Here is a 15,543-nt window from a genome sequence, read left to right on the forward strand (position 1 = left end):
GCGCGGCGTTGGCCCTCAAGCGCGCACGGCGCGCGCTGCCGCGGTAGCGACGTCACCGCGCAGATCCGAGATCGGTGAACTGCCGCGCACGTGGATGGCGTTCGAGAGCAGGACCACGTAAGTATCTGAGCCTGGGTCCAGCCATAGCGAGGTCCCGGTGAACCCGGTGCTTCCAAAGCTGCCGACGGGAAACACCCTGCCGCGCGGCATCGAATATGGCGTATCGATATCCCAGCCGAAGCCGAACAGGTTCTGCCCCTTGATCGCTGGATACGTCTTCGCGATTGCTTGGCGGGCGGCGGCGTTGGCAGCGTCGAGTTGGTGGGCACTATGCCCGGGCTGCTGCGGAGTCGTCATCAACTCCAATGTCGTTCGCTTAAGCGGAAACATGCTCGGACGGCCTGCGAGCCGATCCAACAGGGCCTGCGCATAGATACCGACATCGTGCGCGGTCGAGAACACGCCGGCATGCCCGGCCACTCCGCCCATGCGGCGTGCCGTCGGGTCATGCACAGTGCCACGAAGCAGGGCGTCGTAATCGGGGTTCTTGCCGGGATCGGCCCTGCTTTCTTCATCATGTGCTGTCGGTGCGATGCGCGTCAAAAGGCTTGCGCTCCAACTGCCTTCCGGGCAGTCGGTCGGCATGTGCCCGGGTGCCCAGACAACCGCCGCTCCCCTAGTCTGGTGTGGGCCACATGCTTTGGCGGCGGGAAGATAGCTAGTGTCTGTCATACCCAGCGGTGCAAAGATATTGCGCTGAGCATAAATGTCTTCGTCCTCGCCGGTGAGCTTTTCGAGCAGTGCGCCGAGCAATAAGTAGTTGATGTCGGAATAGCGGAAAACCTCACCGGGCGCCGCCTGCAGCGGCGTGGTGAGTGCCCGATGGATGCCTTCGGTCTTATCGACGGTGTCCAGTCCCCACGGATCTGCGAGGTTGACGTCTATCGGTTCGCCTGACGTGTGAGTCAGCAACATGCGAACTGTCACCTGTGCGCGCTGCGGGTCGTTGGCCGGGTTGAAGTCGGGCAAATACCTCTGCACGGGATCGTCGAACTGCACCTTGTCTTGTTCATAGAGCTGCATGAGGGCGGTCGCCGTCGCCAGGCCCTTCGTCAGCGACGCGATGTCGAAGATGGTGTCCTCGGTCATCGGCTCGGCCGGTGCGGGCGATCCGTCCAGCCCCGGTTCGCCGGCCAGCTTGCGCGCACCGTACGCCTGATGGAAGACGACTTGGCCGCCGTGCCCGATCACCACCACAGCGCCCGGCAGCCGCTGTGCGGCAACCGCGTCGTTCATCAACGTGGAGACCGGCGCGAAGTCGGGGGCGGGCGACGGTTCTGGTGGCCGCGTCGCCTGCGCGCTCTCGCTTACGGTTGGGTGCGCTGCATTGATGGGTGCCGCAATCGGCGCCGGCGTTGCTTTGGCTTTGTCGCTTAGTTTTGTCTGCGCTTCGTGGCCACGCGCGCAACCCGCGGCGAGTGCAAGCACGACAGTCCCGACAGCAATGGCAATTCGCGCAGACGGCTTGCGGGCCGGGCCCCGCAGACCGGTCCGGGATCGATGAGAGCCGTCGCCGATGATTACCCGTGTCAGCGTAGCGAGTCCGGCGGGTAGTCGCGGGAACAACGCGACAGGCCAGGGGCCGATGCGCGCGAGATCCGGTTCACTCGTTGTGCCTGCGCAGCGCTACCGTTCGCCTGAAGATCCACGGGCACACTCGTTTTCGTCCGCATTGCTGACTACTTGCGACGACGCCAGCACCGGGGTGGGCTGGGATTTGGTAGGTCCGCACGGCCGTGCCGCCTGGTGAATCGGTTCGCTGAGCCGCGTCTTCGCGCTCTTCACCGTCGACAACCTGCCCGCAGCACCTTCGAACTTGTTGACACTCTCGCGATGAGAGTCGACGTCGTCGACGATTACTGCAGCGTGAACACGTCGGTGGCTGCCGCATGCTTTAGGGGCGGTAGGCGGCCGTGACGTCGGTGTGGGCGAAATCGCCACCGACATACAGCAACGGCTCGCCGGTCACCGCGGCGAGCGCATAGGAATAGCAGTCGCCGAGGTTGAGTGCGCGCGGAAGTCCGCTGCCCCGGCCAAAGTCACGCTAGGCGCGGACGGCGATGGCGGCCTGCTCGGCGTGAAGGACCGGCTTCGTGATCCGCAGACTGAACGACGCCGGCCTCACGGGCAAGCAATTTAGATCGGCGAGGCCGTGGAGACCGACGCGAAGGGCCTGCGTGGCGGAATCTTCACTCGCCGATTTCTTCGCGGCCGTGGAAATCGGCTCGGTCGCGGACCGCAATGCGTTGCATACGTTTACCGCGTCGATGGCGCCGCTCGTCGAGTGAGTCCCGCCTGCCACACCAGCCACCGTTGGCGGACGATTATGCGAAGTGCCCGCCTCCGAGCGACTTTCAGCGACAAACTAGCGACCGCCGGCGGTTATTGCGCGTCCGCACCCAGCCCCGGCACCTCCGATGGGTGACGAACGTCGACGAGGTCATCGATGATCCGGAAGTCCCCTGCGTTGTGGGTCAGGAGCGGCACGCCGTGAACGTTTGCGGTAGCGGCGATGACGAGCTCGACCGAGCGGCGCCGCGGCCGGCCGCCCCGGTTGCGCACAGCGGCCGACAGCCGGCCCCATTCTCGCGCGACCTCGGCCGTGACCGGAAGCGGATCGAACGCGGATTCGATCGCGCCGAGCCGCGCCGTACGAAGCGCGCGTTCATCGTCGTCGGCTGCGACGAGAACGCCAAAGTGCAGCTCGGCAATCGAGGCAACGCTGATCGCGGCCTCGACGCGCGAGGGCGGTTCCTCCCCGATAAGAACGGAGGTATCGACTATTGCGCGCATCGGTTAGTCGAACGGACCGGCCATCGAGGCGGGGAACCGCTTGAGGTCGGCGCCCAGTGTTTTGGGAGCCGGCGTGCGCCAGACCGCCCGCAACCCCGGCCCGCTGACCCACCGCTTCTGCATGGCGGGGCCAAGCTGCGCCACCGGCCGGCCTGCGACGGTGATCGTGATCTCCTCGCCCGCTTCTGCCCGGCGCAGAACCTCGCCGACGTTATTGCGGAGTTCCTTTTGGGGAATCGTTGCCATGACCACGATGGTAGGAGAACTGCTACCAGGACCGAGCCTGGCGCATACTACCCGAACGGGTCGGCAGCCGGAAACCGGTCAAGGTGCGGTCCGCTCAGGCGAGCAGACCCCGGATGTCGTCGGCGGTCAGGGCGGAGGCAAACACGTCACCGTCGTCGATCACGCTGGCGAACAGCTTGGCTTTGCGCGCGTTGAGGGCCAGCACCTTGTCCTCGATGGTGTCGCGGGCGATGAGCCGGTACACCATGACATTGCGGGTCTGGCCGATGCGGTGGGTGCGGTCGATGGCCTGGGCTTCGGTGGCCGGGTTCCACCACGGGTCGAGCAAAAAGCAGTAGTCGGCCTCGGTGAGGTTCACCCCGAACCCACCGGCCTTGAGGCTGATCAGGAAAACCGGTGCGTCCCCATCTTTGAACCGCCGTATCACGTTGGCGCGGTCGCGGGTTCGCCCGTCGAGGTAGCAGTAGCCGATGCCTTCGGCGTCGAGGCGACTGCGGACCCGGCCGAGGAAACGGGTGAACTGACTGAACACCAGCGCGCGATGGTCGCCGCCGACGACGTCGCGCAGCTGCTCGGCCAGCGCGTCGATCTTCGCGCTGGCCAGCGTGTCGTGTGCCGGGTCGACGAGCCCGGGGTGCAGCGCCATCTGACGCAGCACGGTCAGCGACTTGAGGATGGTAAACCGGTTGCGCTGCATGTCGTCTAACAGGCCAAGCACCTTCTGCCGCTCGCGGGCCAGCCGCTTGTCATACAGCGCCCGGTGCCGCGGCGGCAGCTCGATATCGAGGATTTGCTCTTGCTTGGGCGGTAGCTCGGCGGCCACGAGCTCCTTGGTGCGCCGTTTGACCAGCGGCTTGATCCGGCGGCGTAACAGGGCCAAAAGCTCGGCGTCGCCGGTCTTTTCGATGGGCTTAGCGAAGTAGTCGGCGAACTTCACCGGGTGGGGGAATAACCCCGGGGCGGTGATCGACAGCAGCGACCACAGCTCCATCAGATTGTTCTCCATCGGTGTGCCGGTGATCGCCAGCTTGAACGGTGCGGGCAGCCGGCGTGCGCACTGGTAGGTCTTGGCGTGGTGGTTCTTGACGTATTGGGCCTCGTCGAGGATCAGCCCGGACCACGTTCGGGCGGCGTGGGCGTCGAAGTCCAGCCGAAACAGCGTGTAGGAGGTGACCACGATGTCGGCGCCCGCCGCCAGCTCGTCGAGGTCGACGCCGGCGCGGCGCAGCGTGTCGAAGATCGGTACCACCGACAGCTCCGGCGCGAACCGCGCGGCCTCGGCGGCCCAGTTCGCCACCACACTGGCCGGTGCGACGACAAGGAATGGTGCCATGGCCTGATTCTGTTGGCGGACATGGCAGATCAACGCCAGCGACTGGACGGTCTTGCCCAGGCCCATGTCGTCGGCCAGGATCCCGCCGAGCCCGTGGGCGTGCAGGGTCGCCAGCCACGAGAACCCGTCGACCTGATACGGCCGCAGCTGCGCGCGCAGGCCGACCGGCACCGCCGTCGGTTCCAAGCCCTGCAGCGCCCGCAGCCCGCCGACCTGCCGCTGCCACGCCTTGGCCTGCCGCGTCACGACTCCGAGCTCAGCCAGCTCGTCGAACAACCCGACCTGGAATCGGCTGATCCGGGGTGGTCCTTCGTCGGCATCGGTGAGCGCGCGGGCCTCTTCGATGAGCTGGCGCAGCTTCACCAACTCCGGCTTGTCCAGCGCGAAGTAGGCGCCGTCGGCAAGCAGCAGGTGCGATTGGCCGGACGCCAGCGCGGTGAACACGCTTACGAACGGAACCGCTTTGCCCTCAACGCTGATCGTGACACCCAGGTCGAACCAGTCCGTCTCGCCGGGCACCGCGTCGGTGCGCACCGCGATCACGAGCGAGCCGCCCGCTTCCCGGTAGTCGGCCGGGTCGCCGGTTACCTCCAGCGCGACGTCGGAAAGCTCTGCGAGCAGCGGTTGGAGTTCAGTGGCGAATCGCATGGTGTCCACGCCGGAAAGCCGTGTTCCGGCGAGCGTGCCGTCGGCGCCGCGAAGCCCCCACTGCTCCAACGGAGCGTCGATGCTCGACGCAAGGGCGTACTCCGCAGCCAGGTCTCGGTACGCAGCATGCTGCGGCGTGCCTGTCGGTACGCGAAAGCCGTTGTCGCCTAATCGATATTCCCATTCCCAGGCCAGCTCGAGTTCGTGGTCGGCCTGGTAGTGGGCCCGCAGCACCAGTGCCGGCCCGACGACCTCGGGCGGCGTGAACGACTCATCCGACGACGTGACGGCCGCGATGTGGCGCAACCTAGGGTAGTACTCCGTAGCGAACTGCGGCGCTTGGTCCGCCGGGATCACCAGCGGCTTATCACCGAGTGCCATGCGCTGCAACGCTTCCGGCACCGGCTGGTCCAGCCGCGCGAGCCGCAGCCCGCCGTCGGCATACACCGCGCCATGACCTGACGACCCGATGAACGCGATGGGCCGTGTCGCGGTGCCTTCGACGTTCAGCACGGGCGTGACGGTGAGGTCGCCCGTCGTGCCGGCTGTCACATCCAGGCACAACCGCGCGGTGGCGTACGTCGGAACGTCCTGCCAGGGGCGTGGCTGCAGCAACCGCACCCCGACTCGTCGCGCTTCGTCCAGTAGCGGCCACAGCTGGGGTGAGTCGAATCGCAGCAGCGCCATCGTCTTCTCGTCGCCGTACGAATACCCGTAGTAGACAGTCGAATTCGAGCGCGACGTCCGGTACGTCGCATACAGTTCCTGCAGCAGCCGGACCTGAGCGGCGGGATAATCGCTGTAGCGCAGCATGTGCAGCCTGTCCCAGCGCAGGTCGCCTGCGACCCAGCCGCCGCGCTTGCCGGGCCGCACCAGCCGTGCGTCCAGGGCCGGCGACCGCCCGCTCACCGACAAGCTGAGCTCGATCGCCAGCGGTGTCCCGATGCGATCGTTCGCCGGGGCCGACGGAAGCAACGCATCCAGCGACTGCCGCCAAGGCGGCGGAGCTGGCGAAGGCGACGCCGGCTTGATGGTGGCTTCTGCGGCCGTGGCGACGATCGCGGCGACATGCTTGCAGTTGAAGTGCACCGGGCAGCTGCAAGATCCAGTGTCAAAGCACCAGGTGCGGGTGTCGAACGGCACCAGCCGCACCGTGGTGGTGTAGGGACGGGGCTGGTTACCGCGAACTATGCCGAAAAGGTTGCGCAGCTTCGGATCCCACCGGCAGCCCAGCACCCGCCCCTGGCGCGCGTACGCTAGGCCGCGGCGCCAGGTCTCGGTGTCAAGCTCGTCGAACGTGCTGTCCAGGTCGATCTGCGGATACGCCGGTGACTGCATGCCCGTACCGTAACGATCGGGTCTGACAACGAGCCGCGACACGCGCACGTGGTGCAGATGAGGTTTGACAGCCTGGCGTGACACGAAATGTTTGGGGGCGGCCCGCGCGGCCTTGCGGGAATCGGCAGACTCTGATTCATGGCAGAGTTGCTGATCGCGGTGAACCCCGATGAGGATTCCCGGCTGCCGTATCTGCTGCGGATTCCGCAACCCGGTGGCGACCTGCTGTTTCGGACCGCGGGCACCTGGCCGCGGGTCAAGGCGCTGTACTGCTACCCGGTCAGCCTCGACGAGTGGCCCGCCGACCCCGTGATCGTCGAACGCGTTGCGCTGCGGTCGTGTCAGCGCCGGGGCGCGGCGATCGACCTGATTGTGCAGCGGTCGAGGGAGAACCGCTCCCAGCTGGTGTTCACCACCGCCCGGGGCCGCGACGCGGTGTTTTGGCAATCGCCGCGCACCCGCAAGCAGGCCCGTCCGAATGTGCGCACCCCGACCGCCCGTGCCCAGGGCATCGAAGAACTGCAGATTCTCATCGACGCGCACGAGCAGTACGCCTACCGGTTTGCCGCCCAGCAGGCCAGCACTGTGCGGCGGGCGCTGCCGTGCGGCGACTACGGGCTCGTCGTCGACGGGCTATTGGTGGCCAGCGTGGAACGCAAATCGCTGGCCGATCTGGTGGCCAGCCTGACCGGCGGCAAGCTGCGGTATCAGGTCGCCGATCTGGCCGCGCTGCCGCGCGCTGCGGTTGTCGTGGAGGACCGCTACTCACAGCTGTTCAAGCTCGACCGGGTCCGTCCCGCCGTGGTCGCCGACGGGCTGGCAGAGCTCCAGGTCCGCTGGCCCAACGTGCCGGTGGTGTTCTGCGAGACCCGCCAGCTCGCCGAGGAGTGGACCTACCGGTTCCTCGCCGCCGCGCACGTGTGGGCTGTTGGTGAAGGCGCAGCGCTGCAACGTATCTCACCGATGCGGATCGACATCAGCGAACTCCATCTTGCGGCCGCCGCGCCGGAACCGAGCACCGCCGAGGTCCGCGCCTGGGCGCGCGCCGCCGGCCTACCAGTTCCCGAGCGCGGCCGCCTGCGCCCCGACATCTGGCAGGCGTGGCACGACGCCAACGACGCGACCTGAGGGGCGCCGATGCCGGACACCCTCGGCCCAGGGTCCGTCCAGAGGAAACTACATCTGGGGGTGCAGCGTCGAAGGCGGACTGGCGTTGCTCATGGACGGTGAGCGGCCGAGATGTCGGTGTGGACGAAATCGTCACCCACGTACAGCAATGGTTCACTCCTCACCTTGGCGAGCGCATAGGAGTAGCAGTCGCCGAGGTTGAGCGCCGCCGGGTGCCCGCTGCCCCGCCCGAAGTCAAGGTAAGCCCGGCTGGCGATTTCAGCCTGCTCGGTGTCGAAGGGCACCAGTTCGATCTCCCACTCATCCAGTAGTCGCTCGACCCGGCGCAGATCCTCTGGGCGCAAGCGCCGCGCCAGGACGGCGTTGACCTCCACCATGGTGGCCGCCGACATCTTGGGCGCCGTCGCATCCACGAGGAGCTCGGCGAGCTGTTCCGCGTGCGTTGCACCACGCACAATCGCAACGATCGCCGAGGTGTCGACGATCACGACGGCAAGCCGGCCTGGTCGTAGAGCTCTCGTTCCGCGTCCTTGAGCTGCGCTCGCTCCACGTCGGTCAGCGAACTATGCAGTTCATTCAGCAATTGACGCACACGGGCGTGTCGCCTCTCGCGCCGGCGCTGCGTATCGGTCTGGTCGCGATCCAGCTCGGCCAGTTTGGCGCGCACCGCTTCGGTGATCGCAGCCGTTTGGGTCAATCCCGTCCTCTTGGCGAGCTCGCGAACCAATGCGGTGGTTTCTTCGTTCTTGATGTTCAGGCCCATGGTAGAAGTCTACCTTTTGCAGGTACCTGTTATATACTACGTCGGGTTGTCAGTCGACCGCGTTGTTACCTACGACGAACGCCTCCTCAACGCTGCAACGGCAGTCGGCCTACCGACCACTGTTCCGGGCCGCTGAGGTTAGCAGCGAATCGTAGGTTTGACGGCTCAGCGTCACCATCGCGCCGATCCGCGCTCTCCGGGATCGAGTGACGTATGGCCGACTTCGGTCATTTCTGTACACCATCACGCTGCCGGTCCATGATGCAAAAAGCCTGCACTGTCGCGACCATTCAGCGACAAGCCGGCTCGCCGGACCCGACGAGGCAGCGCCGGCGGTTGGCTTCATTGCCAGTGCAGCGGCAGGCTAGCGCGCCAGTACCGTGCCGCGGATCGACCGCAGCATGCCGATGCCGCCGGTTTGCCTGCACGGCAAGCTGTTTGCAGTCGTTGACCGGGGACGCGAGTACAGTAGCTCCGATGGCTGTCGCTCCATCGAATGAGCGGATGATCACCGGCGTCGTCGCCGCGTCCATCGCGCTCGGGGTAGCCCAGCTGGTGGGCATCCCGTTCGGTGCGCGGGCCGATGCGCGCGCCGCGATCGGCTCAGTGGCCGTCGACCTGACACCGGGGCCCATCAAAGAGTTGGCGATTCAGACCCTGGGCTCTTTGGACAAAGTCTTCGTGGCCGTCGTCGTGCTCGTGGTGATCGCCACGATCGCCGCAATCGCCGGGACCCTCGAGACTCGGCGCCGCCCGCTCGGCAGCGCCGTGATCGCCGCGGCGGGCGTCCTCGGATGCATCGCAGTGTTGTCGCGGCAGGGTGCGACAGCACTCGACACCATCCCCACCTTCGCGGGCGCCGCCTGCGGCGTGGCGGTCCTTCGCTTGCTCACCCGTCGGTTCGGGCCCGGCCTGGGAGACCCGGAAGACCAAGCCCACCACGACGAGCCGGATACCGGCAGGCGCAGGGTGGTCATGTTCGGGTTGCTCGGATTCGGAGTGGCGAGCGGCGTGGTCGGTGCGGTCATCACGCGGTTGGTGCACTCGGTGGCCGCTGACCTCAACAGCTTCGCACTTCCCCGACCGCGCATATCGGCGCGACCGATACCTGCGGATGTGCAACCGAAAGGCGTTGCGCTACCGAGCTTTATCACCGCGAGCGCCGACTTTTACCGGGTGGACACCGCACTCAGTGTTCCCCAACTCAGCCACGGCGACTGGCGGCTGCGCATCCACGGCATGGTGGACCGCGAAGCCACCTACAGCTTTGACGACCTGGTCCACTTCGACGTCGTCGAAACGGTGACGACGTTAACCTGCGTATCGAATCCCGTTGGTGGCAATCTGATTTCGACGGGCATCTGGACCGGCTACCGGGTGGCTGATCTGCTCGCGGCTGCCGGTGTGCACGCGGACGCCGACATGGTGCTCTCGACGTCGATCGACGGGTTCACCGCCGGCACGCCCGTGGAGGCGCTCACCGATGGCCGCGACGCGCTCCTGGCGGTCGGCCTCAACGGGCAGCCGCTGCCGATCGAGCATGGCTACCCGGCCCGGCTGGTGGTACCCGGGCTCTACGGGTACGTGTCGGCCACCAAGTGGGTCGTCGAGATGGAGCTGACCCGTTTCGACAGAGCAGAGGCGTACTGGACGCGGCAGGGCTGGGCACCGCGTGGACCCGTCAAGACCGAGTCGCGGATCGACGTGCCGAGACGTGGTCAGAAAGTGCCGATGGGGCCCGTGGTGTTTGGCGGTGTCGCGTGGGCACAAAATCGCGGGGTGCGGGCCGTGGAAGTCCGTATCGACGATGGCGTGTGGCAGCCCGCTGAACTGGGCGCGAGCTATTCCAACGACACATGGCGGTTGTGGAGCTTCCCCTGGCAGGCGAAAAGCCCTGGGAAACAAAGCATCACCGTGCGCGCCACCGACAACACCGGAGCTACCCAGACTGCAGATCAGGTTGATACCGTACCCGACGGCGCCACCGGCTGGCACACGGTGGACTTCACCGTGGCCGAGACATGAAGCACTATTTCGACGAGAGTTTCCGCCAACTGAATACCGCAATCACGATGCCGATCAGCACCGTGATCGGACCAATGATGGACCAGGTCGTGGTGTTGCTCATCGGGCTACCACTAAGCACTCCGAATCCCTGGAGCGCCCAGATCAGACCGAACACCGCGACGATCAACCCGACCGCGAACACAACGACGAAAGCCCTTCTCATATGAGGATGCTATGCGCGAGCGCCGAGGCTCGTTCGGCCGATGTCGCCGATCAGCTCCATCGTTGGATGAGCACGCCGACACCGACGGGCGAGCCCGGCTACGGCTGGCCCGCCGCGACGGGCAATCCGAGCTCGGCTGCTCGAGCGGCGAGTTTGTCGTCGAAGGTGGCGATCGCGGCGTTGTACTGTTCCGCGCTGTAAAGCACGCAGCAGTCCGGCATCTTCAAACTGGTTGTAGCGCGCAACTCACCGAGACGGCGGGCAGCGCTGGCCGGAAGTTCCAGGCTCTCGATCTGCAACCGCGCCAGCAGCTGGTGAAGCCGGTCGGCTTGTGCGGCCCGGGCGGCCCCGACGTAGACCTCCGCGAGGGTGATCACGCTGGCGGCGAACGACTCTGCCGCGTGCGCCGCGAGTAGTCCGGTGGCTTCGGCGTGGTGGGCGTCGGCCGACTCGAAATGACCGATCAAAACGCTGGCATCGAGGATGATCACTCGGGCCAGTCCTCACGCAGCTCCCTGAGATAGTCACTTCCGAAGACCCCGGCCAGCGCGCCACTGGTAGTTTCGACCGCTCGGCAGCGTGCGCGGGTGCCTGCAGCATCGTTGTGGGCGAGGGTATTCCGACCAACCAAGATGAGTTGGCGCAGCAGCGCGCCCGGCTTGTGGGCAAGGTCGGGCCAGGTGCGGCGGGCGATCTCCAGTGCGTTGCTGATCTCGTCGGTCTCGGTGATGGCGTGGCGCCGGCGATGGGTCGGCATCGTTATAGTGTAACACCCACTTGATCGGTGTAACACTTCCTCGAGCATGGTCAGAGTGCGCCCCGAGCTTGCGAGCACGCCGCACGATGTCAGCCGCCGCGGCTACATTTCGGTCATGAAGCGCTCTTCGCGTCCTCGCAGCACCGCACCGGGTGTCGCAGTGTTCTTCGCCGTGCTCCTGATCATCGGGCTGATCGTGAAGTTCTTCTGGTGGTTGATCGCGGCGGCCGCGGTGGCCGGGCTGTTCTTCGCGGCCCGCGCCGTTGTCCGCAAAGTGCGTGAGCGCCGGGCTGCTGCCGCCCGCGAGGCAGAGGAAATCGCGTACCGCGCAGACCGCCAAAACCAATGGGCTCGGCGCGGGGACAGCCGAGGTACCTACGGCGTCGCGGGCGCCGAGCTGATGCGCTCGATCTCACCCGAGCCGCCGCCGCTGACCCCCGACGCGGACGACTCGGAAATCAAGATCGCCGAAGTTGTCGACACCAAAGACGGCTTAGCCAAATGCGGATTCGATCGCGCCGAGCCGCGCCGTACGAAGCGCGCGTTCATCGTCGTCGGCTGCGACGAGAACGCCAAAGTGCAACTCGGCAATCGACGCAACGCTGATCGCGGCCTCGACGTGCGAAGGCGGTTCCTCCCCAATAAGGACGGAGGTGTCGACTACTGCGCATCGGTTATTTGAACGGACCCACCATCGAGGCGGGGAATCGCTTGAGCTCGTTGCTCAGTGTTTTCGGAGCCGGCGTCCGCCAGACAGCTCGCAACGCCGGACCGCCGACCCATCGCTTCTGCATGGCCGGGCCCAGCTGCGCCACTGGCCGGCCTGCGACGGTGATCGTGATCTCCTCGCCCGCTTCTGCCCGGCGCAGAACCTCGCCGACGTTATTGCGGAGTTCCTTTTGGGGAATCGTCGCGATGACCACGATGGTAGGAGAACTGCTGCCAAGCTAACGACGTCCTCGCGTCCCGATGGGCGCTGAGTGACCCTCGGTGGCACCGGCTGGGCTTCGACGCTGGCGGCGGCCTCATCGATGGCGGCCTCATCGATGGCGGCCTCAGGGGTGCAAGGGGCGATGAGTTCGTCGACCTCTTCGCGCACCTTGTGGTGCGGTGTGGCGCGGTATTCGTCCAGGCGTAGCGCATCCATCGAAAGACCGCTGCCACTGGCCCATCGGCGGGTGTCTCGGAATTTGTCACGGCACTCAGCGCCCCTCATTTGCGGTTGGGGTGCCAGACGATCGGCGACCAGATGTGGTCGGAATAGTTGGACCGGCCGCCTTCGGCCCATTGGTTGCGCACTTTCCACGGAAACCACATCTGGGAGCGCGCACCGATGATGAGCGAGCCGCATGGGGTGCAAATGTGCACGCGGGGGGCGCCGTATTTCCGGCAGGTGGGCTCCCGGCTCAGCCACCCACAGCCGTGGATGCGCCACTTATTTGTCGTCATCTTGTCGCGGGTTAGCCGCCGCCGCGGCACTTGTAGGTGAGGACAGTCTTAGCACTGTGGACAAGCGGACCCGAGCCTCTACTACCGGTATGGCTAGAGGTAGTTTCCTTGGGGTAGTTGGGGTTTGAAGCGTCGGGATTGCACCGTGGCAATTAACCCGGCTTCGGTGACCGCACCGCCGGCAAGGACAGTGCGGCGCACGATCTCGCGGATATCCGCTCCACTGATCTCGCTGCCGAAGCGGGCCGCCACGGCTCGCACGTCGACGCTCTCGCCGCCGGGGACGCCGCGCAGATAGGTCGACAGGATCTTGGCGGCGGCATCGCGGTCCGGGTAGCCGATCTCGACGATAGAGTCGAAGCGTGCGGTGCGGATGGAGGCGGCATCCAGCGCCATGACGTCATTGGTGGAGGCCAACGTCAGGATGGGCGCGGACGGGTCTGTATCCATCACGGCTAGGAATTCCGACAACGCGCGGGTGTCACTGCTCTTGCGACGGTCACCGACAATGAGGTCGAGATCCTCCAGCACAATCAATGTCGGGCCGAGCGTGTGAGCTTCCTTGTATACCCCGGCCAAGGTGGACTGCCCGGCGCGGGCGTCGACGATTATCACGGTGAACGCGCCGAGCAACTCTCGAGCGATTACCTGGGAAATCACGGTCTTGCCAACACCAGGCGGACCAGCCAGCAGCACACCGCGACGCACTCCCAGCGCCAAGTTGGTCATTAGCTCGCGGTGAGTAGTCACTGCCGCGACATTCAGGTCGATCTCCGACCATACCGATTCGGGCACAATGACATTCGAGCGTGTCACAGCGGGTAGGTCGGTGACTTCAAGAACCAGGCCGTTGTGCTCGGTCGCGGTGAGTGCCTTACCACGAAACAGGTTCTTGGCGCCGTCGGCGTCGGCCATGATCGCCTCGATCACCGCCTGGCCATGTGCTCGGTCTGCCGGGGCTGTGTAGACCTGCAGTCGAGGTTCGTCGCTGAATCCGGCATATTCGCAGAGCCGCACCACCAGTGGCGCAGGAGCGAGCTCGCCGGCGGCGAAGTAGGCCGATAGGGCCGCCGGTGGTGCCAGGCGCTGTTCACCGATCTCGACGTGCCCCCAGGTGGGAGGTTCGTCATCGTCACCCGGGCCGAGCCTGGGATCGAAGCGGTCGATCAGCGCGGCGATGGCCAAGCCTGCGGTTACGTGGCCGATCGAGGAGAGCTTGCGCGAGTCGCAGACTAACTCCGACCCGGGCCGGCCGAGAGTCTCGTGCAAAAACCCATCCAGCGTCGTCCGGGTGGTTACTGATCCAGAGAGGATCTGGCCGACAAGTTCGACGGCACGACGAACATCAGGGTTTTCGCCGGCCAAGGCGACTGCCGCCGACGATACCTGGACATCAGACATGACTGACAGTCTGCCGCCATGCACCGACAACGGCTGAAGTGCAATTGGCGCCCGGACGAGCCGGACTAACGCAGCACTGGTTGTCGGTCGCTTTGGCTAGGTTTCGGCCATTAAGCGCTACGTCAATCATCGCGGACGGATTCGTTTGGGGTCGCTTTGTTCGGCGCGCTGCTGGTTCTCGAGTTGACCGTGAAGTCCTTCTGGTGCATTGTCGTGGCCACCGCGGTGCTCGCGCTGTCCTTCGCGGCGCGCCCCGTTGCCCGCGGAATGCGTGAGCGCAAGGTTGCGGTCGCGCACACAAGGCCGGCGAACTCGCGTACCGAGCCCAGCGACAGCATCAACGGGCCCAGCGCGGGGACAGCGGACGTGTCTACGGTCTCGCCGGCGCAGAACTGATGCGTTCGGTGTCCTTCAAACCGGCACCTATGCCGTCCGGAGTGCGTACGAGGAAATCGATGTAGCGGCGATCCGCACCGCACGAGATGACTTGACCAAGCTGCTCATCGAGAAGCCCGCAGGGGTCGCGCTACGCGGCCTTGCCTCGGTGCTCGTGCAGCGCCGTGCGGCATCCAACTCGGCTGCGCGATTGCCGCCTCCGCTAGCCACGCCGACCGGTGTTCAGGCAGCGGCCTACAGGTCGCGCGTTCGTAGCAGACCGCAATAGAACACCTAAGCAAATTGGCTACGCAGAGGGAAGGTTTCATACTTACGCCCGCGTTCCCAGACTTTTGGACCCTGGGGTGATAAAAGCACTGCTGATGCCGACGGCATCGTAATGAGACATTCATCGACGATTTGGTGGAACGTATCGCTGAGTTACCGGATGTGATGCGCTACGGACGTGGGATTATCCAGAGCGATCAATCCTGGCTTGCTGCACATGGATGTCGACAATCGGCTCACCGAACGCATACGTAAGCAGCTACTGAGGGCCGCCAAGTCTTAGGGGTTGTCTTATTCCGGTCTGGACCGTGTCAGAATGGCCACCCGTTCGCGTGGGATGGCCGAATAGCTCGCAACACCTACCGTGCGGCGGCGCCATGCGCGCCGGCTGGTGGGTCGGCTCGATGCCGTTCAGCCAGAGCATGCGAAATCCTCCCCGCTCCACGCGCTTGCGTTGTGCGGCATCGAAAATGCTGTCGAGGCCGACTCCCTATTCGCCGTCAATCGCGGCGAGCACTTCGATGATGTCGGCGGCCTCGTCGATGACGGCGTCCATGGTGTGTGCGGCGACGAGTTCATCGACCTCTTCACGAAGATTGGCGTGCAGCGCCGTTGGGTACTCGTTCAGGCCGAGCCTCATCACATGAGGCGTGCGTCCGGAGGCCGAATGATATCGGGAATCTTGTCCCGGACGAGTTTGCCCACGCTGTCCCTCTCCTTCGCAATAATGCGGT

Annotated in this window: 17 protein-coding genes and 1 pseudogene; 4 read left to right on the plus strand and 14 right to left on the minus strand. The window is 65.5% G+C overall.

Annotation, left to right across the window (positions count from 1 at the left end):
• Positions 1-15: 15 nt before the first annotated feature.
• The 5 genes and pseudogenes from MYXE_RS19575 to MYXE_RS19590 form a co-directional block, all read right to left on the minus strand.
• Complete coding sequence (locus MYXE_RS19575) at positions 16-1,545, minus strand: serine hydrolase domain-containing protein (RefSeq protein ID WP_415624495.1); 1,530 nt, start codon at positions 1,543-1,545, stop codon at positions 16-18.
• A 409-nt stretch (positions 1,546-1,954) separates the two neighbouring features.
• Positions 1,955-2,137 (minus strand): annotated as a pseudogene (locus tag MYXE_RS25375) (type II toxin-antitoxin system VapC family toxin); the annotation flags it as partial.
• Between the two features lie 305 nt (positions 2,138-2,442).
• Entirely contained in the window at positions 2,443-2,853 is a 411-nt protein-coding gene (locus MYXE_RS19580) for a PIN domain-containing protein (RefSeq protein WP_085198089.1), read from the minus strand.
• A 3-nt stretch (positions 2,854-2,856) separates the two neighbouring features.
• A complete protein-coding gene (locus MYXE_RS19585; RefSeq protein ID WP_085198087.1) occupies positions 2,857-3,099 on the minus strand; it encodes a type II toxin-antitoxin system Phd/YefM family antitoxin in 243 nt (80 codons plus the stop codon).
• Positions 3,100-3,193: 94 nt separating this feature from the next.
• Positions 3,194-6,418, minus strand: a complete 3,225-nt coding sequence (locus tag MYXE_RS19590) for a DEAD/DEAH box helicase (protein WP_085198084.1) — start codon at positions 6,416-6,418, stop codon at positions 3,194-3,196.
• Positions 6,419-6,556: 138 nt separating this feature from the next.
• Between MYXE_RS19590 and MYXE_RS19595 the strand changes: the two genes are divergently transcribed.
• Entirely contained in the window at positions 6,557-7,546 is a 990-nt protein-coding gene (locus tag MYXE_RS19595; protein WP_085198072.1) for an ERCC4 domain-containing protein, read from the plus strand.
• An 89-nt stretch (positions 7,547-7,635) separates the two neighbouring features.
• On the opposite strand, the gene MYXE_RS19600 is transcribed toward MYXE_RS19595, so the two are convergent.
• Together MYXE_RS19600 and MYXE_RS19605 are read right to left on the minus strand one after the other, a co-directional pair.
• Positions 7,636-8,034 carry a type II toxin-antitoxin system VapC family toxin gene (locus MYXE_RS19600; protein WP_085198069.1) on the minus strand — a complete coding sequence of 133 codons (399 nt, stop codon included), beginning with the start codon at positions 8,032-8,034 and terminating at the stop codon, positions 7,636-7,638.
• Positions 8,031-8,309, minus strand: a complete 279-nt coding sequence (locus MYXE_RS19605; protein ID WP_085198066.1) for a type II toxin-antitoxin system VapB family antitoxin — start codon at positions 8,307-8,309, stop codon at positions 8,031-8,033. The genes MYXE_RS19600 and MYXE_RS19605 overlap by 4 nt, the downstream gene beginning before the upstream one ends.
• Before the next feature lie 477 nt (positions 8,310-8,786).
• Between MYXE_RS19605 and MYXE_RS19610 the strand changes: the two genes are divergently transcribed.
• Entirely contained in the window at positions 8,787-10,334 is a 1,548-nt protein-coding gene (locus tag MYXE_RS19610) for a molybdopterin-dependent oxidoreductase (protein WP_085198064.1), read from the plus strand.
• Between the two features lie 4 nt (positions 10,335-10,338).
• Here the strand turns inward: MYXE_RS19610 and MYXE_RS19615 are convergent, their stop codons facing one another.
• From MYXE_RS19615 to MYXE_RS19625, 3 genes are all read right to left on the minus strand, one after another.
• The gene (locus MYXE_RS19615) at positions 10,339-10,539 is read right to left on the minus strand and encodes a hypothetical protein (protein ID WP_085198061.1); all 201 of its coding nucleotides are present in this window, start codon (positions 10,537-10,539) and stop codon (positions 10,339-10,341) included.
• A gap of 98 nt (positions 10,540-10,637) precedes the next feature.
• Complete coding sequence (locus MYXE_RS19620; RefSeq protein WP_085198058.1) at positions 10,638-11,030, minus strand: type II toxin-antitoxin system VapC family toxin; 393 nt, start codon at positions 11,028-11,030, stop codon at positions 10,638-10,640.
• Complete coding sequence (locus MYXE_RS19625; protein ID WP_003921169.1) at positions 11,027-11,296, minus strand: hypothetical protein; 270 nt, start codon at positions 11,294-11,296, stop codon at positions 11,027-11,029. The genes MYXE_RS19620 and MYXE_RS19625 overlap by 4 nt, the downstream gene beginning before the upstream one ends.
• Positions 11,297-11,411: 115 nt before the next feature.
• Between MYXE_RS19625 and MYXE_RS19630 the strand changes: the two genes are divergently transcribed.
• On the plus strand, positions 11,412-11,978 hold the full coding sequence (locus MYXE_RS19630; protein WP_174893208.1) for a hypothetical protein: 567 nt from the start codon (positions 11,412-11,414) through the stop codon (positions 11,976-11,978).
• On the opposite strand, the gene MYXE_RS19635 is transcribed toward MYXE_RS19630, so the two are convergent.
• The 3 genes from MYXE_RS19635 to MYXE_RS19645 all read right to left on the minus strand — a co-directional run bounded on the left by MYXE_RS19635 (position 11,971) and on the right by MYXE_RS19645 (position 14,146).
• Entirely contained in the window at positions 11,971-12,219 is a 249-nt protein-coding gene (locus MYXE_RS19635) for a type II toxin-antitoxin system Phd/YefM family antitoxin (protein ID WP_332102161.1), read from the minus strand. The two genes, MYXE_RS19630 and MYXE_RS19635, sit on opposite strands and share 8 nt — an antisense overlap.
• Before the next feature lie 289 nt (positions 12,220-12,508).
• Entirely contained in the window at positions 12,509-12,745 is a 237-nt protein-coding gene (locus tag MYXE_RS19640; RefSeq protein WP_142688752.1) for a hypothetical protein, read from the minus strand.
• 93 nt (positions 12,746-12,838) lie between these two features.
• The gene (locus tag MYXE_RS19645; RefSeq protein WP_085198055.1) at positions 12,839-14,146 is read right to left on the minus strand and encodes an ATP-binding protein; all 1,308 of its coding nucleotides are present in this window, start codon (positions 14,144-14,146) and stop codon (positions 12,839-12,841) included.
• A gap of 183 nt (positions 14,147-14,329) precedes the next feature.
• On the opposite strand from MYXE_RS19645, the gene MYXE_RS19650 reads away from it, so the two are divergent.
• On the plus strand, positions 14,330-14,542 hold the full coding sequence (locus MYXE_RS19650; protein ID WP_139821204.1) for a hypothetical protein: 213 nt from the start codon (positions 14,330-14,332) through the stop codon (positions 14,540-14,542).
• A 757-nt stretch (positions 14,543-15,299) separates the two neighbouring features.
• Here the strand turns inward: MYXE_RS19650 and MYXE_RS24045 are convergent.
• Positions 15,300-15,449 (minus strand): nucleoside triphosphate pyrophosphohydrolase family protein, encoded by a 150-nt coding sequence (locus tag MYXE_RS24045; protein ID WP_174893207.1) that lies wholly within the window; start codon positions 15,447-15,449, stop codon positions 15,300-15,302.
• Between the last annotated feature and the right edge of the window lie 94 nt (positions 15,450-15,543).

It is taken from the genome of Mycobacterium xenopi (assembly GCF_009936235.1).
GTDB classification, from domain to species: Bacteria; Actinomycetota; Actinomycetes; order Mycobacteriales; family Mycobacteriaceae; genus Mycobacterium; species Mycobacterium xenopi.

Coding starts and splice junctions, on each gene's coding strand:
- MYXE_RS19580 (WP_085198089.1), bottom strand. CDS start 2,853: ATGCGCGCAATAGTCGATACCTCCGTTCTTATCGGGGAGGAACCGCCC.
- MYXE_RS19585 (WP_085198087.1), bottom strand. CDS start 3,099: ATGGCAACGATTCCCCAAAAGGAACTCCGCAATAACGTCGGCGAGGTT.
- MYXE_RS19590 (WP_085198084.1), bottom strand. CDS start 6,418: ATGCAGTCACCGGCGTATCCGCAGATCGACCTGGACAGCACGTTCGAC.
- MYXE_RS19595 (WP_085198072.1), top strand. CDS start 6,557: ATGGCAGAGTTGCTGATCGCGGTGAACCCCGATGAGGATTCCCGGCTG.
- MYXE_RS19605 (WP_085198066.1), bottom strand. CDS start 8,309: ATGGGCCTGAACATCAAGAACGAAGAAACCACCGCATTGGTTCGCGAG.
- MYXE_RS19610 (WP_085198064.1), top strand. CDS start 8,787: ATGGCTGTCGCTCCATCGAATGAGCGGATGATCACCGGCGTCGTCGCC.
- MYXE_RS19615 (WP_085198061.1), bottom strand. CDS start 10,539: ATGAGAAGGGCTTTCGTCGTTGTGTTCGCGGTCGGGTTGATCGTCGCG.
- MYXE_RS19625 (WP_003921169.1), bottom strand. CDS start 11,296: ATGCCGACCCATCGCCGGCGCCACGCCATCACCGAGACCGACGAGATC.
- MYXE_RS19630 (WP_174893208.1), top strand. CDS start 11,412: ATGAAGCGCTCTTCGCGTCCTCGCAGCACCGCACCGGGTGTCGCAGTG.
- MYXE_RS19640 (WP_142688752.1), bottom strand. CDS start 12,745: ATGACGACAAATAAGTGGCGCATCCACGGCTGTGGGTGGCTGAGCCGG.
- MYXE_RS19645 (WP_085198055.1), bottom strand. CDS start 14,146: ATGTCTGATGTCCAGGTATCGTCGGCGGCAGTCGCCTTGGCCGGCGAA.
- MYXE_RS24045 (WP_174893207.1), bottom strand. CDS start 15,449: ATGAGGCTCGGCCTGAACGAGTACCCAACGGCGCTGCACGCCAATCTT.